The 26,691-nt window shown below is 37.9% G+C and carries 27 protein-coding genes and 1 pseudogene; 16 read left to right on the top strand and 12 right to left on the bottom strand.

The window, feature by feature from the left end:
- The first annotated feature begins 43 nt into the window (after positions 1-43).
- The 6 genes and pseudogenes from UCH001_RS11310 to UCH001_RS11290 all read left to right on the top strand — a co-directional run bounded on the left by UCH001_RS11310 (position 44) and on the right by UCH001_RS11290 (position 5,917).
- Positions 44-808, top strand: a complete 765-nt coding sequence (locus tag UCH001_RS11310) for an undecaprenyl-diphosphate phosphatase (protein WP_067177898.1) — start codon at positions 44-46, stop codon at positions 806-808.
- Positions 809-1,002: 194 nt separating this feature from the next.
- Positions 1,003-1,899: pseudogene (locus tag UCH001_RS13510) on the top strand (methyl-accepting chemotaxis protein); the annotation flags it as partial.
- Positions 1,891-2,325 carry a CZB domain-containing protein gene (locus UCH001_RS13590; protein WP_231964001.1) on the top strand — a complete coding sequence of 145 codons (435 nt, stop codon included), beginning with the start codon at positions 1,891-1,893 and terminating at the stop codon, positions 2,323-2,325. The pseudogene UCH001_RS13510 and the gene UCH001_RS13590, both read left to right, overlap by 9 nt.
- Positions 2,326-2,329: 4 nt before the next feature.
- Positions 2,330-2,698 (top strand): response regulator, encoded by a 369-nt coding sequence (locus UCH001_RS11300; RefSeq protein ID WP_067178529.1) that lies wholly within the window; start codon positions 2,330-2,332, stop codon positions 2,696-2,698.
- Positions 2,699-2,706: 8 nt separating this feature from the next.
- On the top strand, positions 2,707-4,398 hold the full coding sequence (locus UCH001_RS11295) for a PAS domain-containing sensor histidine kinase (protein ID WP_067177894.1): 1,692 nt from the start codon (positions 2,707-2,709) through the stop codon (positions 4,396-4,398).
- Positions 4,388-5,917: a PAS domain-containing sensor histidine kinase gene (locus UCH001_RS11290; protein ID WP_067177893.1), complete on the top strand. Its 1,530-nt coding sequence runs from the start codon at positions 4,388-4,390 to the stop codon at positions 5,915-5,917. Before UCH001_RS11295 ends, UCH001_RS11290 begins: the two co-directional genes overlap by 11 nt.
- Here the strand turns inward: UCH001_RS11290 and UCH001_RS11285 are convergent.
- From UCH001_RS11285 to rarD, 6 genes are all read right to left on the bottom strand, one after another.
- Entirely contained in the window at positions 5,914-7,101 is a 1,188-nt protein-coding gene (locus UCH001_RS11285) for an EAL domain-containing protein (RefSeq protein WP_067177891.1), read from the bottom strand. The genes UCH001_RS11290 and UCH001_RS11285 overlap by 4 nt on opposite strands.
- Positions 7,102-7,209: 108 nt before the next feature.
- On the bottom strand, positions 7,210-7,683 hold the full coding sequence (locus tag UCH001_RS11280) for a DNA-deoxyinosine glycosylase (RefSeq protein WP_067177889.1): 474 nt from the start codon (positions 7,681-7,683) through the stop codon (positions 7,210-7,212).
- 45 nt (positions 7,684-7,728) lie between these two features.
- Entirely contained in the window at positions 7,729-9,291 is a 1,563-nt protein-coding gene (locus UCH001_RS11275) for a phosphoethanolamine transferase (RefSeq protein ID WP_067177888.1), read from the bottom strand.
- Positions 9,292-9,352: 61 nt separating this feature from the next.
- A complete protein-coding gene (locus UCH001_RS11270) occupies positions 9,353-10,750 on the bottom strand; it encodes a HAMP domain-containing sensor histidine kinase (RefSeq protein WP_067177886.1) in 1,398 nt (465 codons plus the stop codon).
- Entirely contained in the window at positions 10,734-11,408 is a 675-nt protein-coding gene (locus UCH001_RS11265) for a response regulator transcription factor (RefSeq protein WP_067177884.1), read from the bottom strand. Before UCH001_RS11265 ends, UCH001_RS11270 begins: the two co-directional genes overlap by 17 nt.
- Positions 11,409-12,305: an EamA family transporter RarD gene (gene rarD, locus UCH001_RS11260; RefSeq protein ID WP_067177882.1), complete on the bottom strand. Its 897-nt coding sequence runs from the start codon at positions 12,303-12,305 to the stop codon at positions 11,409-11,411.
- A gap of 135 nt (positions 12,306-12,440) precedes the next feature.
- Here rarD and UCH001_RS11255 point away from each other — a divergent pair, with 135 nt between their 5' ends.
- Positions 12,441-14,552, top strand: a complete 2,112-nt coding sequence (locus UCH001_RS11255) for a GGDEF domain-containing protein (RefSeq protein WP_067177880.1) — start codon at positions 12,441-12,443, stop codon at positions 14,550-14,552.
- Between the two features lie 2 nt (positions 14,553-14,554).
- On the top strand, positions 14,555-14,896 hold the full coding sequence (locus tag UCH001_RS11250) for an arsenate reductase family protein (RefSeq protein WP_067177879.1): 342 nt from the start codon (positions 14,555-14,557) through the stop codon (positions 14,894-14,896).
- On the opposite strand, the gene UCH001_RS11245 is transcribed toward UCH001_RS11250, so the two are convergent.
- A complete protein-coding gene (locus UCH001_RS11245) occupies positions 14,893-15,516 on the bottom strand; it encodes a LysE family transporter (protein ID WP_067177878.1) in 624 nt (207 codons plus the stop codon). The two genes, UCH001_RS11250 and UCH001_RS11245, sit on opposite strands and share 4 nt — an antisense overlap.
- 114 nt (positions 15,517-15,630) lie before the next feature.
- On the opposite strand from UCH001_RS11245, the gene UCH001_RS11240 reads away from it, so the two are divergent.
- Genes UCH001_RS11240 through UCH001_RS11210 form a run of 7 tightly spaced genes read left to right on the top strand, consistent with a single transcriptional unit; the run spans position 15,631 to position 20,559 of the window.
- A complete protein-coding gene (locus tag UCH001_RS11240; RefSeq protein WP_067177877.1) occupies positions 15,631-15,942 on the top strand; it encodes a hypothetical protein in 312 nt (103 codons plus the stop codon).
- A complete protein-coding gene (locus tag UCH001_RS11235; RefSeq protein WP_145973126.1) occupies positions 15,932-17,119 on the top strand; it encodes an ABC transporter permease in 1,188 nt (395 codons plus the stop codon). Before UCH001_RS11240 ends, UCH001_RS11235 begins: the two co-directional genes overlap by 11 nt.
- Positions 17,116-17,784: an ABC transporter ATP-binding protein gene (locus UCH001_RS11230; protein WP_067177875.1), complete on the top strand. Its 669-nt coding sequence runs from the start codon at positions 17,116-17,118 to the stop codon at positions 17,782-17,784. The genes UCH001_RS11235 and UCH001_RS11230 overlap by 4 nt, the downstream gene beginning before the upstream one ends.
- Positions 17,781-18,743 (top strand): hypothetical protein, encoded by a 963-nt coding sequence (locus UCH001_RS11225; protein WP_067177874.1) that lies wholly within the window; start codon positions 17,781-17,783, stop codon positions 18,741-18,743. Before UCH001_RS11230 ends, UCH001_RS11225 begins: the two co-directional genes overlap by 4 nt.
- Positions 18,740-19,252: a hypothetical protein gene (locus UCH001_RS11220; protein WP_067177869.1), complete on the top strand. Its 513-nt coding sequence runs from the start codon at positions 18,740-18,742 to the stop codon at positions 19,250-19,252. The genes UCH001_RS11225 and UCH001_RS11220 overlap by 4 nt, the downstream gene beginning before the upstream one ends.
- A 1-nt stretch (position 19,253) precedes the next feature.
- On the top strand, positions 19,254-20,081 hold the full coding sequence (locus UCH001_RS11215) for an ABC transporter permease (RefSeq protein WP_067177868.1): 828 nt from the start codon (positions 19,254-19,256) through the stop codon (positions 20,079-20,081).
- A 10-nt stretch (positions 20,082-20,091) separates the two neighbouring features.
- Entirely contained in the window at positions 20,092-20,559 is a 468-nt protein-coding gene (locus UCH001_RS11210; RefSeq protein ID WP_067177866.1) for a nitrous oxide reductase accessory protein NosL, read from the top strand.
- A gap of 101 nt (positions 20,560-20,660) precedes the next feature.
- On the opposite strand, the gene UCH001_RS11205 is transcribed toward UCH001_RS11210, so the two are convergent.
- Positions 20,661-21,047: a GGDEF domain-containing protein gene (locus UCH001_RS11205; RefSeq protein WP_067177864.1), complete on the bottom strand. Its 387-nt coding sequence runs from the start codon at positions 21,045-21,047 to the stop codon at positions 20,661-20,663.
- 27 nt (positions 21,048-21,074) lie between these two features.
- Here UCH001_RS11205 and UCH001_RS11195 point away from each other — a divergent pair.
- A protein-coding gene (locus tag UCH001_RS11195; RefSeq protein WP_145973095.1) for an IS3 family transposase occupies positions 21,075-22,240 on the top strand; the annotation gives its coding sequence in 2 pieces (ribosomal slippage) (positions 21,075-21,327 and positions 21,327-22,240; 1,167 coding nt in all).
- A 21-nt stretch (positions 22,241-22,261) separates the two neighbouring features.
- On the opposite strand, the gene UCH001_RS11190 is transcribed toward UCH001_RS11195, so the two are convergent.
- The 4 genes from UCH001_RS11190 to UCH001_RS11175 form a co-directional block, all read right to left on the bottom strand.
- Positions 22,262-22,645, bottom strand: a complete 384-nt coding sequence (locus tag UCH001_RS11190; RefSeq protein WP_067177862.1) for a phage replisome organizer N-terminal domain-containing protein — start codon at positions 22,643-22,645, stop codon at positions 22,262-22,264.
- Positions 22,646-22,687: 42 nt separating this feature from the next.
- Positions 22,688-22,906: a hypothetical protein gene (locus UCH001_RS11185; protein WP_067177860.1), complete on the bottom strand. Its 219-nt coding sequence runs from the start codon at positions 22,904-22,906 to the stop codon at positions 22,688-22,690.
- Between the two features lie 506 nt (positions 22,907-23,412).
- A complete protein-coding gene (locus tag UCH001_RS11180; protein WP_067177858.1) occupies positions 23,413-24,111 on the bottom strand; it encodes a 4Fe-4S dicluster domain-containing protein in 699 nt (232 codons plus the stop codon).
- Positions 24,112-24,125: 14 nt separating this feature from the next.
- Positions 24,126-26,684: a molybdopterin-dependent oxidoreductase gene (locus UCH001_RS11175; RefSeq protein ID WP_067177856.1), complete on the bottom strand. Its 2,559-nt coding sequence runs from the start codon at positions 26,682-26,684 to the stop codon at positions 24,126-24,128.
- Between the last annotated feature and the right edge of the window lie 7 nt (positions 26,685-26,691).

Genomic DNA, 26,691 nt, shown 5'->3' with positions numbered 1-26,691 from the left:
CAATATGTTACAATTGCGCCTTACTTTAAAGCTAGGATTTTGTGTGGATATATTTCAGTCAATCATCATGGGAATGGTCGAGGGCTTCACGGAGTTTTTGCCCGTTTCATCAACAGGTCATATGATCGTAACAGCCGATTTTTTAGGTATTAAACAAGACAGTGTAACAAAAGCGTATGAGATTATCATTCAGTTTGCGGCAATTTTAGCGGTAGTTTTAGCCTACAAAGATAAGTTTACGTTCAAAAAAATCGAGTTGTGGAAAAAAATCTTTGTTGCATTTTTACCGATTGGTATTATTGCGTTTATCTTCTCTAAGCAGATCAAAGCACTTTTTAGTGTTGATGTCGTAGCAACGATGTTTATCATCGGTGGTGTCGTCTTTTTGATAGCGGAAAAGTATTATAAACCTAAAGAGCATTTTATCAATGATGTTGAAAAGGTAAGTTATAAACAAGCGTTTTTGATTGGGTGTGCTCAATTAGCGGGCTTAGTTCCAGGAACATCGCGTTCAGGATCAACTATTTTAGGTGCTATGTTTGTAGGATTGACACGAAAGGCGAGTGCAGAGTTCTCATTTTTGCTCGCTTTTCCGGTGATGACTGCTGCAACGGGGTATAGTATCGTTAAAAATTTTAATGAATTCAATGTCGATAATCTCGTAGTTTTAGGCGTTGGTTTTGTGATAGCCTTTATTACAGCATATCTTTCGATTAAACTCTTTTTGAAGTTTTTACAGCGCTATACGTTTGTCTCTTTTGGCGTTTACCGCATCATTTTTGGAGTGGTACTTTTAGCATATTATTAAGACAATAAATCCTATTTTTCTCGCTTACATTTGACAAAGAGAATACTCTCTTTGTCTCCTTCATTTACAAACGTCAATATTGGTAACAATTTATACAAAAAAGCTTAAAAATATAGCAGCTCTTTTATCTTCTAAAGTAATATTAATGTTATATTAACACTCTATAATGCCATATTTCCAAGCGGAGTCACACAATGTTTTTTACAAAAAAAGAGCCTGAAGAGCTTAATGCTCTAAGAAGCGAAGTTGAGAGACTCAAAGCAGAAAATGAACAGCTTTTAGCGCTCACGAAATTCTCTCAAGAAGAGATCATAGTGGTTGTAGATCTCTCTAAAAATATCGTCATGCAAAACGATAAAGCAAAAGAGATGATCAAAGATCCTCAAAGGCTTGCTTCTGCACTGAATGAGTCTATGGAGAGCATTAGCATGGATGGATGCCAAGGTTCAGTGCGCTCTAGGCGTTTGAGTAACCAGTGTGTAGCCTATAGCATTATAAAGAGCGATATTCGTAACGCAAAAGACAGTAACATTTTAAGTTTGCATCAGAATTCTATTACGGGGGCACTCAAAAACTCTCAATTAACTTTCACCCAAATATTAGATGATTTAAAAATGATGAAAGAGGAATCTTCACAAATTTCTCAAGAATCCAGAGAGGGCTTGAGCCTTGCAAGTAGCTCTTCAGTTGCGATGGATAAACTAAGCTTCTTGATGAGCGATGTCGTCAGTAATGCAAAATCACTCTTAACCAGAAGTCAAGAAATTTCAAGTGTGGTACAGCTTATCGAAGATATCGCAGATCAGACCAACCTGTTAGCACTCAATGCTGCTATTGAAGCGGCGCGTGCAGGAGAACATGGTCGTGGGTTTGCTGTTGTTGCGGATGAAGTAAGAAACCTAGCAGAGCGTACTCAAAAAGCGACCAAAGAGATTGCGATGGTAGTACAAACGATGCAACAAGAGTCTTCTCAAACAGAGCGAAGTACGGAAGAGGTCAGTGTGATCGCACGCACAACAAAAGAACAGACAGATGAGCTAAAAACGAAGATTGTCTCTTTTGAGAAAAATGCCACCAGATCGATGTTTGAAGTAAGTCACCTAAGCGATAAAATCTTCGCATCTTTAGCCAAAATTGACCATGTCATTTATAAAAATAATGTGTATGCACTTCTCTTTGGCGAACATAATGAATTTAAAGCAACGACGCATCACGAGTGCCGTTTAGGCAATTGGTATGAAAGAGGTATTGGAAAAGAGGAGTTTAGTAAAACCACGTCGTATGGAAAACTTGAAAGCCCACATGCGAAAGTCCATGAGGTCGCTAACCGCCTAGCTAAAGAGTGCGGTGATGAAAAAGCGATCTGTTCTAAAGCCGAGATTGAAGCAATGGTAAGAGAGATTGAAAATGCCAGTGCAGGTGTTTTTGAAACATTGGATGCGATGGTTGATGAGAAAACGAAACTACTGATGCTTGAAGCGAAAGAGCATCTTTTTGATAAACAAGTGAGGGTATAAGATGATGAACAAGAAGATTAAAGTTGCTGTGATTGATGATGAGCAAGAGATCTTAGATATGATCGAAAAGTATCTCAGTCGTACTTCAAGTTTTGAAGTAACCACCTTTTCAAACCCACACAATGCCATTTCCCGCATTGATAAAAGTTATGATGTCATTCTTTTAGACATTATGATGCCTCAAATGGGTGGACTGGATGTGCTTAAAACGTTGCATGAAAAAGTACCAGAGCTAAAAATCATTATGATGACAGCGTACTCAACACTCGATAAGGTACTCAAATCGCATCGTGAAGGGGCAACACACTACATCATGAAACCTTTTTCTTCCATGAAGGCGCTAGAAGAGAAGATTTACGAATTGGTCAAATAGAGTCATTGATGAAAGATTTGCACTCAAAGATCAAAGATCTTGAGCAAGAGATTGATGTTCTAAAAAGTCAAAATAGACGTATTTTAGAGTGCGCTATTCTTGAAAAAAAAGAGTTAGAACAGCTTGCAAAAAAGGCAAAACTCTATTTTAATAACTCTGATTTAGCGTATGTCATTCTCGATGCACATCAACACATTGTCGATGTCAATGAGACATTTTCACATCTTTTTGGCTATAGCAACGAAGAGATAGTTGGTTCACACGTGAGTAAGCTTTTTACAACCTCTAAGCGCTATGAAAAATGGTGGAAAGAGCATTTGAATGCAGGTGCATATGAGAGTATCAGTAACTTGGAGTATCGCCTTCGTAAAAAGAGTCGCCACAGTTTTTGGGCAGAGTTGTTTGGAAAAAAATTTGAAGACGATGGGGCACGTTTGAGCATTTGGAGTGTTCGCGACATCTCACTTCGTGTCAAATCTCGCAATACCATTGCTAAACTCAACTTAAAGTATCAAAAACAGCTTCGTGATATTGAAGCGATTTTAGACATCATCCCTGTTCCTGTGTTTATTAAAGATCGTCATTTCCGTTACATCGGATGTAGCCGTGCTTTTTGTAGTTTTCTAAATCGAAGCAAAGAGCAAATTTTAGGCAAAACGGTTTTTGATCTCTTCCCTTTGGAACTTGCTAACATCTACCATGCTAAAGACCTAGAGATGCATGAAAGTAGTTTTCAAGTCTATAAAATTACGATAGACAAGCATCATAATGAACAAGAAATTACGCTCGAAATACAAAAAAAACGTATGATACGTAATGGGGTTTTTGATGGCTTTGTTGGTGTCTTTATCGATATGACTGAAACAGAAAAGCAAGAAAATTATCTTCAAAGTCGCATTCGAGAAGAGCTCGATAAAAACCTCAAAATCCAAGCGATTTATCAAGAAGAGATGATTCGCAATGCAAAATTTAGCGCTATTGGTCAGATGGCTGCTGGTATTACACATGAGATTAATACACCGCTGACGTATGTGAAAGGCAATTTTGAAATGCTGGTGGAAGACATTATGGCCGTTTTACCAGATTCACCACGCAAAAACTTGATGCTGAAAGATACGCGCTCTATCCAAGATGGCATTGAGCGCATTGAGAGTATTATTCAGACGATGCGTGAAGCGTCACAAAAAAGCCGTGAGCAAAAAGAGTATGTCAACCTTTATGAGCTTCTACTCTCCTCTTTAGCGCTTTCCTATAATCGCTCAAAGCAAATTGTCACCATTACCATCAACGATAAGCCATTTGATCTTAATCTTCCTAAAGAAGAGTATTCGTTTATGGGATGTGTTCAAAAGCAGCGTATTGAGCAGGTATGGGTCATCATCTTGAACAATGCGTTGGATGAACTTATTAAAATTGAAGCGTTTGAAAAAAGATATCTCTCAGTAAAAATTTTTCGAGAAGATGAGGCGATTGTTGTACGTTTTAAAGATAATGCAGGGGGGATTGATGAAAAGATTTTACCACGCATTTTTGAACCATTTGAAAGTACCAAGGAGAGCTCAGGCATTGGCATAGGGCTTAATATCGCGCAACAAATCGTACTGCAAAACAATGGAACCATAAGCACATACAACGAAGATGAGGGTGCTGTTTTTGAAGTACGCTTGCCTGTGGCAAAGGAGCCATGCCATGTCATATAATTTTTTAGAGTGCTTTTACACCTCCATGCGAGAAGGACTCTATGCCTTTGATGAAAATGGCAAAATTACCCATTTTAACCCTTCTGCTCAAAAGCTTTTGGGTTATAGCGAGGAAGAGCTTATAGGGAAAATTGGGCATTTCGTTTTTCATGCACACAATGGCAATCAAGGGTTGCTTCAATGCTCGCTTTATAAAGCTTTTTTACAAGGGAAACCGTATGAAGGCGAAGAGGTTTTTTTAACCAAAGACGGCAAATGGATCACTGTGCAAGTAAGAGCGAATCCTTTATGCGAAGAGGGCATGAAGCAAGGATATGTTGTCTTTTTTTGGGAAATATCGAAAAAGGACTCGTTGGCTACGGATGAAGAAGCATTATCTGCGCAAAATAATCCTTTTTTTGAAGAGAGTGATTTGGAAGAGAGTGAAGCTTTTTATGAACAGATCTTTGAAACTGCCAATTTAGGCATTGCTCTTTTAGATAAAGAGGGGCGTTTTGTAGCGCTCAACCCTGCATACAGTAAAATGTATGGATATTCCGAAGCAGAACTTATCGGTAAACATTTTAATTTGCTTGTTCCTGAGATGATGCATGAGATTATGCAAGCCCATCATGAGAATTTTTTAAAGCATGAAGCGATTGCGTATCATGGAGAGATGGAGTCCTTATGCAAAGGGGGTAAGCACATTTTTGTTTATGCAACAGAAGGACTTTTAGAACATATCATCGGGGGTCCTTATAAAATTATGACCGTTTTTGATATTACGTTGATGGTGGAAGCAAGACGTGTGCAAAAAGAACAAGAAGCGATGTTGGTTCAGCAAAATAAACTCGCAGCCATGGGTGAAATGATAGGGCATATCGCGCATCAGTGGCGCCAACCGCTTAATGTGATGAATCTTACAACGTTGGATTTGAAATTTAAACAAGAGCTTGGAACACTCAGTGATGAGAAGCTCAAAAGTGCTTTGGGTGTCATTGAGTCTTTGAGTGAACAGATGAATAATACCATCAACGATTTTATGAATTTTTATAAACCCAATAAAGAGAAAAAAGCGTTTTGTTTATACGAAACAGTGTTGTACGCTACCACTATAGTCAATGTTCAGTTACAAAATTTTGGTATATCGCTTGCCTTCAATATAGACCCAGCATTACACGTGCACGGTTTAGCCAATGAATTACAACAAGTCATTCTCAATCTTCTCAATAACGCCAAAGATGCTTTTACCAATAAACCGATTGAGCCTAAGCAAATTTGTCTTGTGGCGTGGGAGAGTGACGAGAGTATTTGCCTTTGTGTAGAAGACAATGCTGGAGGCATTGAAGAGGGGCTGTTGGAGCGTATTTTTGAACCATACTTCACCACTAAAGGAAAGATGCAAGGTAGTGGAATAGGGCTTTATATCTGTTCGATGATTATGAAAGAGAGCTTTGGCGGCAGAATCAAAGTAGAAAACATAACCCATGAGGGCGCTACTATGGGGGCGAGGTTTATACTAGAATTTCCTTGCTGTTAAAGCGTTTGGACTTTTAAGTCTAAGCATAAAATCTTCTCGCACCCTTCTAGCGTAAACTTTTGAGCAAAGGTTCGGCACATACGCCCAGAAGCTCGTGAAATGTACTTTTGACTCAGATAGTTGCCTCTTTTGGACTCCTTGGTGATGTAAAAGTACTCTTTGAGTGCGTGGTTGTCACCATGACGTGCAGGTTGAAAAAATTCATTTGTATCAGTACTAATGAAGGTATCTCCTTCTTGTATGCCTGTGTTAGCGTCAATGCAGTAGATAGCTTCAATGATGTCAAATTCTCTTAGAAAATCAAATAAATCTGTTTTATGGGTTGTTTTAATCGCCTCAATGATCGTATGTGTATATGCTTTTGCACTTTCAATAAGAAACTCTTTATGTTGCATAGACGCTCTGACATTGTGCGTATGTTTCGCCCCAATGTAGGCAATTTTATCGTTTAAAAGGTTTTTATCATAGACGACTCCACTGGGTCTTGCAAACCAAAATCCTTGAAAAAGATCGATATCAAGTTTTAAAGAGCGTAGGATCTCTTCCTCATCTTCTACTCCTTCAGCAAGGACAAGTGCCCCGATGTTAAAGCACATATTGGCAATGGACTTTAAAATTTCTTTGTGAATGAAATTTTGATGAACATTAAACACAATGGAGCGATCCACTTTAACGATGTGCGGACGTACCGTTGAGATACGATCAAAATTGGCATTACCCGCGCCAAAATCATCAAGAGCTATGAGAAAACCTCTCTCTTTATAGAAATCACAAAACTGTTTGAGGCGTTCACTGTCCTCAATCTGATACTCTTTTATCTCAATGACAATACGTGAAGGAGGAATACCCAAGTCATTTGCAAGAGCACCAAATGCAAAGTCATGAAAACTGATTTTGCTATCGAGTAGGTGTGATTCAAAATTGAGAAAGAGTAAAAGTTCTTTGTTCGCATCAAGAAGCGGTTTAAAGCTCTCTAGTGCTTTGATGCGCACAAATTTGTCCAGTTCAAAAGAGAGATTCTCTTTTTTAGCTTGGTCGAAAACGAAAATGGGGGATAGAGGTTCATTGTTTTCATCATGCGCTCGCATAAGAGCTTCAACACCAATAACTTTGGCACTGCGTATAGAGACTATAGATTGAAAATAGATGCAAATGCTGTTATCTTGGATAAGTTTAGAGATCACAATGCTTTCCTGTTTTGGCGTGAAATATATTATAACACGCATGAATTTTCAATGTTGATTAAAAAAAAGGCAGAAGAGAGTTTGAATGAAATGAAAAAAGATGCTTTTTTAGACGGTTATCATGCTCCATTCATTAAGAAGCTTTTCAAGGGAAAAAGCAGCATTGGCAGGGCTTGTGGAAGGAAGTTTGATGATGGGGATACCTGTGCTTTGTTCACAATATTTTTGATAAAGCTTTGCAGCCGTCGCACCATTGGCAAAGATGCGCTTGACTTGGCTTTGGGCTAGAATACGTGAAAAGTCCATGGGTATAACATTTGTAATGCTGCTATCGCTTGAGCCTACGATGTCGCAGCTTTGTATCACATCCCAAATGGCAATACCATGAGAAAGAAGCATTGCTTTTTTAGCTTCAATACTTTGTGGAAGCTTTGTGTGTGTCAGTGTAGACATGACCTTCCAAAAACGGTTTTGTGGATGCCCATAGTAAAAGTGGTGTTCACGTGATTTTACAGAAGGAAACGTGCCTAAAATAAGCACGTTTGAATTTGCGTCGTAGATAGGTTCAAAAGGGTGATTCATCGTATATTTACTTTATTATTCAAGATGAATGAGTATAACACAAACCTAACGAAGAATATCCAGCTCTGGTTTGTATTCTGTCGTGTTTACGGCAAAACGCCCTAGGAGCGTATGAAAGAGATTGTCGTGAGAAAAACGCTCACTAGCTTTTAGCGATAAACGTTCACGCTCTGCTTTTAATTTCGTGCCAAAATAAAAAATGGCAGGGACATGTTTTTGTGCTTCAGGTGCTATCATGTAAGGAAGTCCGTGCAAATAAACGCCATTTTCCCCTAATGATTCGCCATGGTCCGAAATGTAAATCAGTGTTGTTTCATATTTGTCTTCATTGGCTTTGAGTAAGTTAATCGTTTGGTTGATAATGTAATCCGTGTAGAGGATGGTGTTGTTATAGGTATTGACGATTTGTTCATGACTGCATTTATCTAACTCTTGTGTATCGCATGTAGGCGAAAACTTTTTAAAGCTATCTGGATAGCGTTTAAAGTAAGTAGGTCCATGACTTCCTTCTTGATGTAAAACCACAAAAGTGTCTTCATACGATTTATCAAGGTTAGCTTGAAAATCACTCAGAAGGACATCATCAAATCCTGAGCCACCGTATTTTACGACATCATTCATACGTTTTGCAATGGCTTTATCGCCTCCTGAGTTATTGTCTCTCCAAATAATGCGTACCCCTGTTTTAGCTAAAACATCGACAACATTCTCGTAGGACTCTTTCTCCTCAGACCAGTTTGTTCTTCCAAATTTTGAGAACATACATGGCACAGAAACAGCAGTTGCTGTACCGCATGAGGCAAAGTTCTTTAAAAAAACGATGTCATTTCGGTTCGATAAAAGTGGGTTGGTTTGAACCTCATACCCAGAGAGTGAAAAATTTTGAGCACGTGCTGTCTCCCCTAAAATAAATACGACCAGTTTTTTCTTTTCGCTACTTGTTCGAGTTGCATCTGTAGCAATAGCCATAAATTCAGGCTTTGGCTGTATCTTAGCATAAGCGAATTTCGCAAAAGAAGCGATAGGATAATAGGGATTGAGGTACATTTTAAGTTCGTGATGATTTCTGAAAAATGAGCTATACGATTTACTAATACTCATGTAAAGACCAGCAATCAAGGCAAGTGAAAAAACAGCAACAAACGCTTTTTGAACAACTTCTCTGCCATAGCTTGAAAATGAGATAGGTTTTTTAAAGAGTAGCCAAAAAGAGAGCAGTGCAGCACATCCTATATAGAGGAAGAGTTTAGGTGTAAGAAGATCAAGCACTTCTGCACTATCGGTTTGCATCGCATTGGTGTACATATTGGTATCGATGATTGTGCCAAAAGTATCCATGAAATAGCCACTGAGGGCACCTGAAAAGATCAAAAAAACGAGCATTATTTTGAAGAGGGTTTTATACGTAATTAGTAAGAGAAAATTTAAAATACAGATACAAAGAAGTAGCAAAATAAAAGGAGATGAGAATGCTAAAAAATAGTTATGTTCGCTCATAGAATAGTAAAAAAGTTTTGAAAAAAATGTCATATTACATAATAATACAATACCAAGAGCGATCCAAATGATAGTTCTTTGGCTTTGAGATCTGACAAGAGACAAGAGCATAGACTCTCCTTACCTTAAATGATAAGAAGATTTTAGAGAATGAGTATGAATGGAAGATGAATTAAAATAAAATTTTAACGCATGTCCCTTTCTCTTTTGTACTCTTTACGTTAATGGCGACATCATGTAAGTCAAGAATGTTTTTTACAATGGCAAGCCCTAAACCACTGCCTTTTGTGCTCTCTTGGCTCTGTTTTGTTCGGTAAAATTGTTCAAAGATATGTTCGATCTCATCTGCGCTCATGCCTATGCCTTCATCACAGATAGAAAGTTCATGTGCCATGAGTGAAATGTGTACAGTCGAATCATGGGGTGAGTATTTAATTGCATTGTCAATGAGATTGGCAATGGCTATTTTTAGAAGAGATGCGTTGCCTCTGAGATTTTGTGGCTCTAGTGTTTCAATTGTGAGTTTAATATGCTTTTGTTCTGCTAAAGAGCGCTTCTCTTCGATAGCTTCTAAAAGGACTTCATCCATATAGAGTTCATGAAAATGTTTTTTTAGATCGTTCTTTGTAGTGCTCGATAAAAAGAGAATTTTTTCGATTATTTCATGTAAAGTGCTCACTTCTTTGCCGACTTTTTCTAAAATCTGCACATACTCTTTTGGGGTGCGTTCTTTGCGTAATCCTACGTCAATTTCTCCCTTGATGATCGTAAGAGGTGTTTTGAGTTCATGGGAAGCATTTTGTCCAAATTGTTGCACCTGCGCATAAGCGTGTTGGAGTTCTCCAAGCAGTGTGTTAAATGTTTCAATCAGATCATCGATTTCATAGGCGATATGTGATTTTGGGATGATGGAGTGTTTTGTTTCACCATAAAGTGTTTTAGCCACATTGGTTACATGTAAAACATTGGCGAGTGATTTTGAAATCAGCATATAGGCTAAACCAAGTATAATGAAAAGAAGAGTCAAAAGCCCGGCCCATAAGGTTTCTTTTATATCTTGAATTTGTGGTGTGTGTTTATCGTACGGTAGGGCACATTGTAAAAAGAGCATTTGAAACTCTTTTTGGGCTAGAAATATGGTTCCCATATAGATCTTATGCTCTGGATTGTTAGGGTCTCTTCTTATAGTAAACACAATTTCATTAGGGTTGTCAAAAATTTGTTGAACGATGATAGGTTCAATGGGAAGACTCTGATCTTTAAGATCACTGGAGCGTTTGATGATATTGGGGATATTGGACATACTGTCGTATGCAACAACTTGTGAAAAGAGAACAGGAATATCAAACTCATCTTGTGTTTCATCCAGTGCCAACTCTTTATCAGGATCTTCCGCAAAATCGTGCTTAATATCTTTTAATACGGTAAATAAAGAGGCTTCAAGGCTCGCTTTGTAGGAGGTTTCTAAGGTATGCACTACAATGTAACCAAAACCGTAAAAAAGGGCAAATAAAATAATACAAAGAGCCACTAAAAGGCGAAACTTAAGGCTTTTAAAGAACGTTTTCATTGATAGAATATCCTAAATTGCGGTGAGTTTTAATGAGCTTTAGCTCAAAATTTTTATCGATTTTAGTGCGTAAGCGATACATATAGACATTGACAATATTGCTATTGATACTTTGGTCACTGCTAAAGAGCTGTTCTTCTAACGTGCTTTCTTCGATGATAGCACCCTTATGGCGCATAAGGTATTCTAAAAGGGCATACTCTTTGGCGGTTAGTACAATGATTTCGCCTTCACGGCTGACGGTTTTAGAAAGAGGGTTGAGTTCCAAATCAGCCACTTTGAGTAAGGACTCTTTAGCATTACTTTTGCGCAGTTGTACGTGAATGCGTGCTAAGAGTTCATCAAAACTGAATGGTTTGGTAAGGTAATCATCGGCTCCAAGGTTGAGTAAGCTTACTTTGTCACTGATCGTGCTTTTTGCACTCAGCATAATGATGGGTGTCGTAACTTTTTTTTCGCGAAGCTTACCACAGACGACGTCGCCATGAGAGCCTTTGAGCATAATATCTAAAATGATAATATCATAAGCGTTGATTTCAGCTAAGTAGAGAGCATCTTCGCCATTGTCGCATAGATCAACACAAAAATATTCCTCTTCAAGCCCTTTTTTGAGAAAAGAGGCGATTTTAGCGTCATCTTCGACGATTAAGATTTTCATTTAAACCTCTTTTGAAGCTCTTTTTTTGAAGTAACCATCAACACTAAAAATAACAAGTGCAATCCAAATCAGCACAAAGCTGGTCAGTTTTTCTGGAACTAACACTTCATCATAAATAAAAATAGCTAACAAAAAGGAAACGGTCGGACCGATGTATTGAAAAAAGCCTAAATGTACGAGTGAAATGCGTGTTGCAGCGGCGTTAAACCACAATAAGGGCACAACAGTAATCACACCTGCAAGGATTAAAAGCCACGAGATAGCATTGGGTGGAAACACAAAGGCATTATGATCAGTGCTTACAAGGTAGCCAAAATAGAGCAGCGCCACAGGAAAGAGGATGAGTGTCTCAATGTAAAGCCCTGTCATCGATGGCAGATTGATGTGTTTGCGAATCAGCCCATAAAAAGCAAAACTAAAGGCTAGAAGCAGTGAAACAATGGGCACAGAGCCTAATGTAATGACTTGATAAAAAATAGCAATAAATGCTAAAGCGATCGCAATTTTTTGCCAAAACGAGGGGCGGTCTTTAAAAATGATAATACCCAGTGCAAAATTAACTAGGGGATTGATATAGTAGCCAAGACTTGATTCTGCAATCATATTGTGTCCTACTGCCCAAATAAAAACAAGCCAGTTGAGTGAGACTAAAAAGGCAGAAAGAACGAGGTATTTGATCTTGTGAATATCTTTGATGAGCAGTTTAAAAGCACCCACTTGCTTACTAATCAAAATCATGCCAAAGAGCAGCACTACGGACCAAATGATGCGGTGCGCGAGGATCTCTGTTGCAGAGACGGTAGAGATAAGTTTAAAATAAATTGGCACTAAGCCCCAAAAAACAAACGCTAAAACAGCGTAGATGTAGCCCTGTGCTTCTTGTGAGAGATTATTCATATGCTCCAGCTTGTAAATGAGTAATGATATTATAGGCTAAAGATACTTACATGATTAAATTAAAACCAAATGTGATTTTAATTTGTTATAAAAAACTGTTATAATCTGAAAAATAAGGAAAATAAGGAAATAGAAATGCATCTCAAAGGTAAGTTGTTTACGTTTATGTTTGCACTTTTTATCTTTTTTTCTTTCTGTGTTTGGTCTTATTCAGAAATTTTATTTTCTAAAATCAATGAAAAATGGGCAGAGCGATTTATCAGAAAACAGATTGTTTTTGATAAAAATCGAACACTTCTGCCTTTACTCAATGAGATTGAGATTATACAAGAGATGATTAAAGAACCTGATTTACTCGCTATGGCTCTTGATGACACCAATGAAGCAAAGCGCCAAAAAGGGTTAGCTATCCTAGAAGTGTACCGCCAAAAATTTCAAAGTAAAAGTTATTTTGCTGCATTTGTTAAAAGTGAGAATTACTACTTCAATGATGCGAAAAATAGTTATGCCGGCAAAGAATTGCAGTACAAACTCTCTGCCTCAAGAAGCAATGATGCTTGGTTTTACGCGGTTCTTTCTGACAACAAAGCGTACCAAATCAATGTTGATACAGATGAAGCACTAGGCAATACATATGTGTGGCTCAATCATGATATAAAGGTTAATGATAAAGTTGTAGGCATTGTCGGTACAGGAATGGATTTTACCCGTTTTGTACGAGAGTCTGTAGGCATTGAGCAAGAAGGTGTGCGCAATTTTTTCATTAATCGCTACATGGATATTCAATTTGAACGCGGCACTAAATTCAACACATACACAAGCCTACAAAAAGCAGATGGCAGTCATAGAAAAATTGACACATTGTTTTTGCAGCAAAAAGATCGTGAGGCAATTAATGAGGCTATACACTATTTAAGTGCTCATCCTGATGACATCCGTACATTTTGGGTAGAGTATGATGGTCGAAAAAAACTGCTTGGGGTAAGTTACCTTAAAGAAGTAGATTGGTTTAGTTTAACCCTTATTGACGACAAAGAGCTTGAAGTCATTAAAGATTTTTCGATCCTTCCTATGCTGAGTATTCTGTTTTTAGTCGCATTGATAGCCGTGAGTATCGAACTGCATTCACTCATATTAGATCCCCTAAAAAAACTCAAACTTTCAATGCGAAAAATTCAAAGTGGTAATTACGAAGTAGATCTAAAACCTGTTGGAACAGCTGAGATAGAAGAGCTTTCCAAACAGTTTATAGCTATGATAGAGTATGTACGTGCTAATAACATTGCATTAGAAGAGATTGTGCAAGAACGCACCAAAGGGCTTTTACAAAGTGAAGCCAAACTCAATACCATTTTAGACAGTGTTGAAGCGTATATTTATATCAAAGATGCCCAATATCGCTATCTTTACGCCAATAAAAAAACGTGTGATCTTTTTGGTGTTGCTCTTGGTGAACTCATCGGGCATGAAGATCATGAATTTTTTGATGAAAAAACCGCTAAAAACATCCGTAAAGTGGACAGTGAAGTGATAGAATATGCGCGAAAAGTGACACTTGAAGAGACAAATACCGATAAACAAACAGGGATATCAACAACCTATCTTTCAACGAAAATGCCTTTAAGCAATGATGATGGAAGTATTTATGCGCTCTGTGGTATCTCAACGGATATTACGGAACGTAAGAAAACAGAAGAACTTATTAAAGAGCTAGCTTTTCATGATGCTTTAACCCATCTACCCAATCGACGGATGTTTGATGAGCGTTTTACCTTTTTGTTGGCACATGCGAAACGCTCTCATCAATGGGGTGCGCTCTTGGTCATTGATTTGGATAATTTTAAACCGTTGAATGATGCTTTTGGACACAAAGCGGGTGATCTTTTGTTGACAGATGTTGCGGCACGCCTCAATGCATGTGTGCGCCAAAGTGATATTGTTGCTCGGTTTGGTGGCGATGAGTTTATTGTCGCACTGAGTGATTTAGGCAAAGACGAAGATGGCGCTAAAGTTGAAGCGATGAAAGTGGCTTCTAAGATACTGTTCCATGTAAGAGCACCGTATGTTCTGTTATTGGATGAAGAAGGAAACGATAAAATGATTACGCATGAGTGTACCGCAAGCATTGGCGTAACACTTTTTGGGTATGATAAACAAAATAAAGAGCATATCTTTAGTGAAGCCGATAAGGCGATGTATTGCGCTAAGCAAAAAGGGCGTAATTGTATAGAGTTTAGTAAGGAGTAAATATGGTAAAAGTGTATGGCATTACAACATGTGGCAGTGTGAAAAAAGCAATTGCATTTTTTAAAGAGAACGTTGTTCCTTATGCCTTTGTTGATCTAAAAAGTACGCAAGTCAGTGAGGCAAAACTACAAGAGTGGCTGAGAGCTCAGCCGATGTCTCTTCTGTTCAACACCAAAGGAACAAAATTTAAAACATTAGGACTGAGCAAAGAGATCAGCGATGAAGAGAAAAAAAGCTGGCTTTTAAAAGAGCAATTACTCTTTAAACGTCCCATCGTCGAATGTGAAGATGGAACGCTTTTGGTTGGATTTGATGAAGAGGTTTACACCAAAAAGTTTAGTTAAGCACGTTTGGCAGTTGAGATAAAAAAGGCCGCCAAGAGCAAAAAAGCACCTGTTAGTCTGTTTTGAATTTGAATAGCACGAACGGATTTGATGACATGTTTGAGCTTAGATGCTAAAGAGCTATAGCCTGTCATCACGATAATATCTACTCCAATAAGTGTGGCACAGATGATCACAAATTGCCCTAAAAGTGGCTCATTTGGATTTAAGAATTGGGGAATGAATGCTACCAAAAAGACGGTTGCTTTGATGTTGGTAAGGTTAATAAGCGTGGCTTGAATAAACGCTTTAGAGGCTGAAAATGCCTTGATATTCGCCGTGTCTTCAGGTAAATGTGGCTTTTCAATGAATTTCATAACGCCTAAAAAGACCAAGTAAATCACACCAATCCATTTGATGATGTTGAAAAGAAGTAGAGAGCTCATAATGAGTGAACCAAGTCCGATGACAACAACAAATGTTTGTGCAAAAAGACCCATTTGAAGTCCCATAATAGCAGCGTATGAGCGTTTTAATCCGTATTTAAGTCCGTAGTTCATTGAAACCACTGCACCCGCTCCTGGAGAGACACTAATCAAAATGGATGCGACAAGCATCGTTAACCAAATATCAAGTTGCATAAAAATCCTTCACACCAGTGTTTAAGATCTCTAATTGTAATCCAAAGTGGCTTAGAGGGTATTGATAAAAGTGCTTTGCTGTGGTACAATCTTTTCTTAGGTTAAGGAGAAGCAATGCACGTTAGATACACGTTTTTTGCACTGTTGTTCGTATTTGGTGTCACGCTAATGGGACAGTGTATATACTTTTCTTCGGCACACGCATTAAGCCCAGAAAAAATAACGCAAAAAGAGACCTTAAGTGAACTTGTTGGCTTACCTGATCTAGCCCTTGTGAATGAAGCGCATTATGTACGTCACCGAAGCCTAAGTGGAGTGTTTGCCTACTTTAATGAATCTCCTGAACTGTTAGAATATTTTCCTTCCACTTTTGTCTATCGTTACGCTCCTTACACGCATCCTTCAAGGATAGAACGTGTCTTTTAAACCTAACTTTCTACTGCTTGATTATGCCATTCGCTCTTTAATGCGTCGTTTTGGTAAAAGCTTTTTCATCTTCTTTATCTTAAGTCTGCTGATTTTTGTACTTGCTTCGGTTTTGATGATCGCCGATGCCATAAAACTAGAGCTAAATACCACCCTTAGAACCTTACCTCAAATTACCTTGCAGCGTTTTATCGCAGGGAAACAAAGTGATGTGCCCTTAGAGCGCGTAGAAGCGCTCTTAGATATAGAAGGTATTACCACCATTACACCACGTGTATGGGGGTACTACTACTTTAAACCAGCAGGGGTGAACTTCTCTATAGTCGGTATAGATGCGTATGAAGAGCAGTACTCAAAGACACTCTCTAACCTCACACAGCATTTCGATATCAAGCTTCTGGAAAAAGAGAATGGAATGATTATAGGCGAGGGTGTTAAAAAGATTTTAGAGGAGAATTATTACACCGATTTTTTTAATTTCATCACGAGTGAGGGTAAATGGCAAAGAGTCCATATCGCGGGTGTCTTTCACTCCGATCTTGCCTTAGAATCGAATGATCTTATTCTTCTTCCTAAAAAATTGGTGTATGCTATTTTTGGGATGGATGAGCATAAAGCGACCGATATCATCGTAAAAGTTGCCAATATCAAAGAGATCGCTACTATCGTGCAAAAAATCAATGAACGCTACCCCGATATGAGAACCATCACCCAAGATGACATTAGGGTGAGTTACCAGAATATTTTTGATTATAAAAGCGGCTTCTTCCTAGCGCTCTTTAGTATCTGTGCCTTTGCCTTTTTTATCATTATCTATGATAAAACCAGTGGACTCAGCTCTGAAGAGAAGAGAGAAATTGGTATTTTAAAAGCCATTGGATGGAGCAGTGATGACATTTTAAAAGAGAAGTTTTATGAAAGCTTCACACTCTCATTAAGCGCTTTCTTGCTTGGGGTAACAGGATCACTGTTTTATGTGTACGCCCTGCAAGCTCCCCTTCTTAGAAATCTTTTTATGGGCTATTCTGCACTCAAACCCTCTTTTGCGCTTCCCTTTAGTGTAGATGGTTCAATGCTGGTTTTACTCTTTTTACTCAGTGTGCCCATTTATATTGCAGCGACCCTCATTCCCGCATGGAGAGCTTCAACACTTGATGCTGACGAGGTGATGCGATGATAGTCCTTCACGAAGTATGCAAACAGTTTATGCAAGGAGATGAAGAAGCACATGCCCTTAAAAAGATCTCTTTAGAGATTAAAAAAGGTGAATGCGTGGTGCTTAAAGGCTCAAGCGGTAGTGGAAAGAGTACCTTACTTTCCCTTATTGCTGGACTCATGCAACCAAGCAGTGGAACAATCAGTGTGGATGGTAAAGAGATCTCTAAATTGCCTGAATCCTTTAGCGCACAGCTTAGACGAAAGAATATTGGATTTATCTTCCAAAAATTTCATCTCATATCTCACCTTTCAGCCCTTGAGAATGTGATAGCCCCACTGATCCCTGAAAATCTCTCCCCCAATAGCTTAGAAGAGAAAGCTAAGGCTGTTATGGAGCAGTGCGGTATTGCGCATAAAGCAAAGATGCGGGTGAACCGTCTCTCAGGCGGTGAACAACAACGTGTTGCCATTGCAAGAGCATTGGTCAATAACCCTTCCATTATTCTTGCGGATGAGCCAACGGCGAACCTTGATGAAACACTCTCCATGGCATTAATCGCAGAATTTGAAACGCTTAAACAACAAGGCGTAACACAACTGATCGCAACGCATGATCCGCTCTTTTTTGAGGTACCCTTTGTAGATCGTATTATTGAAATAAAAAATGGTGAGATGATCTTATGAGTTTAACGCCCGAGATTATCGCTCTTTTAACGCTGGATGCTATTTTTCTTTTTTTTGGCGTGATTGCTTTTTTTCTCTCGTTTAGGCTCGCACTTTATTGGAATAATGATGCAAGTACACCGCTTCAGTATCGCCTTACCAAACAGAGCTACTTGGTTGCGACTATCATTAAATACATCTTTATGCTTAAACTGCCTCTGTTTGCCTTTTTTATCTATACCTGTGATAAGCTCTCAAACATCATAGCAGGTGCCATGTGTGCTAGTGGTGTGGTTAATTCGGTGGATTTTGGGCTGTATCTCACACTGTTTAAACTTTTTAATCTCTATCTTTTTGGGTTTTGGGTAGTGTTGCACGCTTTGGATATTAACTCCGAGACGCTTCCGTTTACACGACTAAAATTTATCCTTTTTGTGGTGTTTTCTCTTCCTTTGTTTGTCGAAATTGGACTTGAAATAGCCTTTTTTATGAGCCTCAACATCAGTAAAATCGTTAGCTGCTGTGGTACGCTTTTCTCAGCATCTAGCAGTTCGTATATCTCGCTTCTTTTTGCGGTGGATGAACTCCTTTGGGTAGGGCTCTTTTATGGCTTTTTTGCGATGACTTTATTGGCTTTTTGGCTTAAAAATAGCGTGCTAACTCTCTTCTGCAATGCTATGTTTCTCATTTTTGCGATTATCGCTTTGATTGTTTTCTTTAGCTCCTATATTTATGAATTGCCTACACACCGCTGTCCGTTTTGCTTATTGCAAAAGGACTATTATTACGTGGGGTATCTGCTTTATACCGTACTCTTTTTAGGAACATTTTATGGAATGGCAGGAGCAGTGGTATCGTTTATCGTAAAAGAGAAAGAGCGATGTTTTAGCAAGCGTTCTTTGTGCTTCAATACTCTCTATGTGGTTATCATCTCACTCTACCCAATCATTTATTTTATACGTAATGGAGTCTGGCTTTGAAAAAAAATGGTTTAATTGGCATTTTAATTGTCTTTCCACTCTTAGCACTGGGTGGATTGTTTTATACGCTGCACCTTAAAAATCAGTTGCCCACAGATATCACCAATAAAGAGAAAGCTCCGCTTGAATTTAAAGACAATACGGTGCAATGCCCACAGTGCCATATGTATCTTGTAGGAAAAAAATATACCGCTCAAATCATCACCAAAGAGCTAAAAACCCATTTCTTTGATGATATAGGATGTGCCATACTGTGGCTGAAAGAACATAAGATAGAACCCAAAGAGATCACCTTTTGGGTGTTTAGTAATGATACGAATCGCTATATCGATGCACTCAAAGCAACCTATTCCATAACAGATACTACACCGATGCATTATGGATTTGGAGCGTATGAAAACGCAAATGCCAAAGAGGGCATGATAGACTTTAATGAAATGCGCCTTCGTATGCTTAGAGGTGAAACCATAAGCGACCCTAAAATTAGAAAAAAACTATTAGGAAATTAAGATGGAAAATTTACTGTTAATTGCTTTTCTTGATGTTAAAGAGTCAGTAAGAGCACGTTGGTTTGTTGTGTATACTTTAGTCTTTGGCGGTTTGATTGCGCTCTTCTTTATTGCAGGCGTTACTGAATCGCAAGTAATGGGTTTTAGTGGGCTTAGTCGATTATTGTTGATGTATATCCAAGTGACGATTGTTATACTTCCTATTTTTATTCTTATTACGACTGTTCGGTCTATCTCAGGAGATAGAGATAACCATATATTGGAATATATGCTTTCCTTTCCAATTTCGTTGCCGCAATACTATTGGGGTAAAATTATTGGAAGATTTACAACGGTTTTTCTTCCTGTTTTTTTTGCGATGATGTTAGCTTTAATTATTGGAACGATTAAGGGTGCACAGATTCCTTGGAATATTTTTCTTTTGTATTCTGGGTTACTTTTTGCTTTGTGTGCTGCTTTTTTGGGCATCTCATTTTTAATATCTTCTGTTGTCAAATCCTCTGAAGTCGCACTTGGGCTTTCATTCTTTGTATGGATTGTGCTGCTTGCTTTTATCGATATTGCTTTAATTAGTTTTATGATGCAAAAACGTTTAAGTGAAGAGGTGATTATTGCTATTTCACTGATCAATCCTATGGAAATTTTTAGAGTTGCGGCTATTAGCCTTTTTGATCCAGAATTAACAGTCATGGGCCCTGTTGCTTTCTATATTTTAGATCATATTAGGCTAGCGTTGTTTATTTTGTTTTCAATTGTTTATCCCATTCTTTTAGGATTGGGGTTTGCATTTTTTGGATTTTATATCTTTAAAAAGACTGATTTAGTTTAGGAGAAATATAATGAAAAAATTCTTGATGATGATTGCGATAGCAGGTGCTCTATTTGGAGCTAAAATGGAAATTCCAAAAGACGCAACATGTCTGATACGCCATACTAAAGTGTATCAAACTGCTGAGTGGGCAGCGACTATTCAAGTAAGAAGTGGCGAAATTATCTATTTTTCAAGTCCGAAATCAATGTTTGAATTTTACTTTGAGCCATCTCGTTGGCCAGAATATCAGGTCAAACAAAATGATGATATGCGCATCAATGTAACCGATTATGAGACGTTAGAAAAAATTCCAGCGCGTGAAGCTTTTTATGTCTATGGAAGCCAGAAAACAAGCTCATCAGGAGATGACTTACCTGCTTTTTCAAGTAAAGAAAGAGCGGAAAAATTTGCTCAAAAATATGAAGGTAGAAGAGTACTTGACTTTTCACAAGTTTCAAATGGGCTTATTAATCTTTTAAATAATAGATTGCGTTAAAATCATCGATGCCTAAGAGGAGATCATTTTCTCTTAGGCACGTAATTACTCAAATAACAAGATGCCAATTTTGATGAAATAAAGCTCAAAATCTTTTCAACTTATTGTTCAATTTTTACTTTATTTCGACCTTCTTTTTTTGCAAGATACATTGCTTCGTCTGCTCTTGCTATAATGTTTTCTATTGAAGTATCATAAGTCGTAAAAGTGCTAATGCCTACACTTATTGTGATTGATACAGTTTCTTGTGTAGCATCGTGAATCTTAATTTTTGAATCAGCAATCATTCTTCGTATTCTTTCTGCAATGACGTAAGCGCGTCTAATTTTGGTATTAAAAAGTAATAGTGCGAACTCTTCTCCCCCAATACGTGCAAAACAATCTTCCTCTCGTACATGGTTATTGATAATCTGGGCGATTTCTATCTGGAATGACCCCACAACACTAGACACTCTTGAAACTGTTAATACGGTCGATAATGACCACATGAAACATCAAGAGGAGAAAGTAATTCCATGGCAAATAAACTATACACAGACGAGTTCAAACAAGAGGCAGTCAATCAAATTGTAAAAAATGGCTATCCCATTAAAGATACCGCACAAAGATTAGGAGTGCATCCTGATTCACTCAAAGCATGGATAAAAATCTATAGTAATCCTCAAAGTACCTCACAACACCAAGCTTCCAAAGATTTATCATCCGAGAATAGGAAGCTCAAAGCAGAATTAAAAAGAGTCACCGAGGAGCGTGACATTCTAAAAAAGGCCGCAGCGTACTTTGCCAAGAATCAAAAGTAAAGTACGCCTTCATTAAAGAGTATAAGCCATTTTATCCCGTGCGAAGAATGTGCAAAGCTTTGCAAGTCCATTTTAGTGGTTATTATGCATGGAATAAACAACCAGAATCAAAACGTGATAGAGATAATAAAGTGGTCTTGCAACACATTAAAGAGGCTTATGAACACAGTGGTCGTATCTATGGATATCGAACTGTTACCAAAGATCTTATAGCATCAGGTATCAGTGTGAATAAAAAAAGAGTCGCAAGACTTATGAACATAGCCAAACTCTTTGGTGCAGGTGTCAAACAGAAAAAACCTCGTTATAAAAAAGGGCAGAGACATTTGGCACATCCTAACCATCTTGGGCAGTGTTTCAATGTTCAAGAGCCAAATCACACATGGGTAACAGATATAACCTATATCAAAACACATGAAGGATGGTTTTATTTAGCGGTTGTATTAGACCTTTTCAGTAGAAAAGTTGCTGGATGGGCAACAAGTCATCGCATGACAACACAGTTAGCTCTAAAAGCTCTGGAAATGGCAACCTTTAGACAAAAACCACATCATGAAGTTATTGTACACTCTGATCAAGGATCACAGTATAGCTCTTACGAGTGGCAAGCACTCCTAAAAAAATACAACCTGATTCCTAGCATGAGCAGGCGAGGCAACTGTTATGATAATGCAGTGGCTGAAAGCTTTTTTAAAACATTTAAGCGTGAATGTGTCAAAAAACAGATTTATATTACACGAGAGGAAGCACAATCAGACATATTTTATTACATTGAAATGTTTTATAATTCAACCAGAAGGCATAGCTATCTTGGTTATATTTCGCCCAATGAATTTGAAAAAAGATATAATGAGAAATTAAATATGGCTTCGCAGAATTAGAGTGTGTCTACAAATGTGGGGTCATTCCACATTAGATTCTTTTTCTTTTTGCCTTTGCCTTCTTTTGCGGATAGCTGAATCTGTTTCTTTCCCTATAAGTGAGGTCACTCTTTGAATAAGATAATTTTCATTTGTAAGTTCTATAAATTCTTGGTTAGTTGATAAAAAGGCAATAACAACTTTTATATTATCTACATCTTCATCAAGTTTTAGCGCAAGTTCTTCTTCAAGCGTTTTTTCTATACCCTCATAAGTATATATACCTTCGCTGTTAATTACTGTTAGCATAATTTTTAAGAAAATAATGACATAAGTATCACCTCCTGCAATTCGTCTTAATTTTTTGATTCTAGGGTCACTAAAAAAGCTAATTGGTAGTTTTAACCAATAGTATTTTTTTTGCATATTCTGTCTCTTTGTATTTTGTTTTGGAAGGTGAAAGAGTTATTATGATGCAATATTAACTTTTTGCTTTTGTGCCCATGCTATTAAATCACTTTCATTGTAATAAATACGTCCACATATTTTAAAATAAGAAATGCGTCGTTCACTCCTCATATATGCTTGTGTTTTTTTCTTTAAGCAAAAAGGAGGAATATATTCGATTCCATCTTTTATCAATCCATTTTTTTCAAGTTCAATACTTGAGATTTTTCTATCAACCATCGTAATCTTCCTCATTCAAGTAATATGGAAATTTTCCCACAATAGCCGAAGAAATACAATAAAATTAAAAATATGTCTAAGAGTTCCGACAGTTAGAATAATCATAAAATTTTTCCAATATTTATAATTTATTCCAAATAGGAGAATGGATTTATCTTTGGAAGGATTTTTTGCTTAAAAAAATAATTTAGTTTCGATTTTTTGAAGAGAATTACACGAGATATTTTAAAAAATAATCAAATATTTTATGTGGGGGAATTAGTGGGGGATAATGATTTGATAAAGATTTTATAAGCAGGTAAGAATCCCTAAAATACGTGGTGGAGTGTAGGGGGGGGATCGAACCCATGACCTCAACGCTGTCATTCACCTTTAAATCCCTAAAATAGGGCATTTTATAAAAATAAAATACACAAATCGGCAACATTTAGGGTACAAAATAGGGTACAAAATTACTATCACATAATTTAATATCAAGACAAGACCCTCGAATGAGGGTCTTTGATTTAGTTGTAGCTTCTGATATAAAACACTTTTGGTTTTGTGCCTTTTTCAGGAAGCAATACTGTTGGTTTATTTGCTTTCAACGTTGTTGCGATTTGACTTTTTTCATCATTGAGATCGCCAAATATACGTGCATCCGCTGGACATGCTACTACACATGCAGGGGCAAGTCCCTGAGCAACCCTATGGTTACAGAAAGTACATTTCTCAACCGCACCTTTGCGACGTATAGCTTCATAACCGCCAGCGCCACGTGCCGCATTGAAATTAGGGAACGGTGCTTTTGCTTTGTCACTGAGCTCTTTTTTAGAGAACGTTCCACCTTTGATGATACTACTATCATCCGTTGCATAATCTAAGAATGCATGTTCTTTGTTGAAAAAGATAACACCATAAGGATCCGCCAACATACAGCTTTTACAACCAATACAAAGACTTGGATCGTGGACCACGAATCCTTCGTCTGTTTTATGCATCGCTTGTGTTGGGCAAACTCTAACACATGGAGCATCTTCACAGTGGTTACAAAGCGTTGGTGTATGGGTATACGTAACTTTTGGAAATACGCCATACGTTTCGATCTTATGACTCGCCCAATCAATTCCAACAGGTGTATTATTTTCACTCTTACATGCAAGATCACATGCACCACATCCAACACAACGATGGAGGTCAATAATCATTCCATATTTTTTTGCCATTGTTTATCCTTCACCTATATCTTTTCGATTTTGACACGAGTATGTCCACCATGTCGTGGGTTTGAACCACTAAGGCGTTCCCAATCATAACAATATAAATCATTGTTATTTCCACCGCGAGGTTTTGATCCAAAGATCTCAGATCCTACGCGACCATATGCCCAGTGTCCTTGACCATAACATTTAGAAACCGTTCCTGGGCGGATACCTTCCCATAGTTTGATCTCACTTTCAATCGTTCCAAACATAGAACTAACGCGTACTTTATCGCCGTTTTTGAGTCCAAATTTTTTGCCATCCAAAGGATTGATTTTGGTAACATCCTTCTCATTTTCATCACCTGGATCAACACTTTTGGTGCTGTAATACCAAGGTGAATTTTGGCTTCTTCCTTCACGATTAAGACGTGATCGATGATCAATAAAGATGAATGGATACGTTTTTTCATCTCCATAACGTACAGCTGGTTCATAATGAGGAACAAAGAAGGCTTCTCCTTTGACGGTATAATTTGCAGCTTCAATGGCTTCATCAAGCGTCATTTTATGTTTATCTGCATGATTTTGCATTCCTGCTTTAAGCGTTTCACTGAAAAATTCAAATTTGTGTGTAGCTGTATGGAAATGACCAATCTTTTCACCAATTTTGTAACGTTTTGATTTCCAAATACCTTTATCGAGCAATTCGTTCCAACTATTGATAGTATCGCCTTTGCTATTGCTACTTCCATCCCAACAAGGCTTTGTGAAGAATTTTGTTGCAAAAAGATCAAATTCCTCTGCAGTTTCGGGAACTTTACCCGTTTCAGGATCTTTGAAATTTTCTTGATAATATTTCAAAGGTAAATCAAAACCTTTTTTAGCGAGAGCTTGTGCAATTAAAAATGGTACTTCTGTTTCATCAGTTTTTGCATCACCATAAGGTTTGATAAGCGGTTGATGAACTGAGAGATATGCTGTTAGGTTTTGTTTATTTTTTGCGAATCCGTAACGTTCAAGCATATGCATTTTTGCTGGTAATACGATGTCTGCGAACATTGTCATCTCAGCGATATTTGTTGTGATATGTGCAAAAAATGGAAGCTTTGCCATTGCTTCTTCCCAGTGTTTTGTTCCCATAGAGGAGAACACCCAGTTATTCCAGTAACCAATTGCCATTTTAATGTCATATGGATCTTGATCAAGCATCGCTTGCGCAACTCTTGATGTGACAACAAATTGACCTGATTTCATGTGCTCAAGCGCAGGAAAACCTTTGGTACCTCGCTGATCTATCTTTGGTTTTTTCAAACTCTCTGCAAAGCGAGGATCAAGATAAGGTTTTACGTCAGGTGTTTTAGCAGTTGGTGCTGAACCTTGTTGCAAAATACCACCTACAGAATCAACAGACCCTACAAGACCATTAAGTGCATGGCAAGCAAACGCAGAAATACCACCTCTAATTTGCATAGAAGATCCTGGGCTTGTCCATGAAATTGCTCTGCTTCCAGCTTCCGCAAATTCACGTGCCACTTCACGGATTTCTTTAGCACTAATACCTGTAATAGGTTCTGCCCATTCAGGTGTACGATCTTTTAATTCTAAGTTCCACCATGCGACAACGCCATTCGTATGAATTTCATTAAATACGATAGGAATTTTTTTATCTTCAACAATAATTTCCGTTGGCACTTCTTGTCCGACAACGAAATAATTGACTTTATCAGCAAAATCGCCTACAAAGTCCTTATTCCATTTTCCTTCAGCAAGAATAACATGTGCAATTGCAATGGCTAATGCGCCATCTGTTCCTGGAATAATTGGTAGCCAGCGATGTGATTTTGCACCAGTAGCTGATAAACGAGGATCTATTGTTGTGATTTTTGCCCTATCTTTAACATTTCCAAATTGATTGATAAACCATGGTGTTTGTCGGTTAGATGCAACCATATCAGAACTCCACCCTAAAATATAGCGTGTATTTTGAAGGTCAAAATCAGCATAAGCAGGATAGCCCTCAGATTGTTCTCGTCCAAATTCTTCCGCATCTGCACATAAGGCACTATGTGAAATATTATTTGGACTTCCAATTAATTTTGGAAAAGTTCCATACATAATTTCATTTAATCCTGTGTAGCGACCACGTGTTAAAAGGAATTTATGCGTTTCCCCTGCATTAATAAGTTCCATAATTTTATCGGCGATTGTATTAATCGCTTCATCCCATGAAATAGGTACAAATTTAGGATCAATGCCTCTACCTTTTTTAGGATTGGTACGTTTAAGAGGTGTTTTAACACGATCAGGATCGTATACTTGTTGCAATGCTAAATGTGGGCGAGGACAGATGCGACCACCACTTGGAGAGTTTGGATTACCTCTCACTTTAATCACTTTACCATCAACCACAAGTCCTTGAATGCTACACCAACTTGTGCATCCTTGACAGGTTGATGCTACCCATTTGCCTGCTTCACCTTCGTAACCAAGTTCACCTGTTTTTGCTTCAACTTCTTCAGGAAAAATAGAAAGTGTTGAAGCTACCGCAGCGCTTCCTGCTGTTGTTTTGAGAAAATCTCTTCTGTTAATACTCATCATTGAC

Origin of the sequence: Sulfurospirillum sp. UCH001, from assembly GCF_001548035.1 — a bacterium.
GTDB lineage: Bacteria > Campylobacterota > Campylobacteria > Campylobacterales > Sulfurospirillaceae > Sulfurospirillum.
The sequence above is the reverse complement of the archived record's forward strand: the minus strand, read 5'-3'. Positions and strand labels throughout refer to the sequence as shown.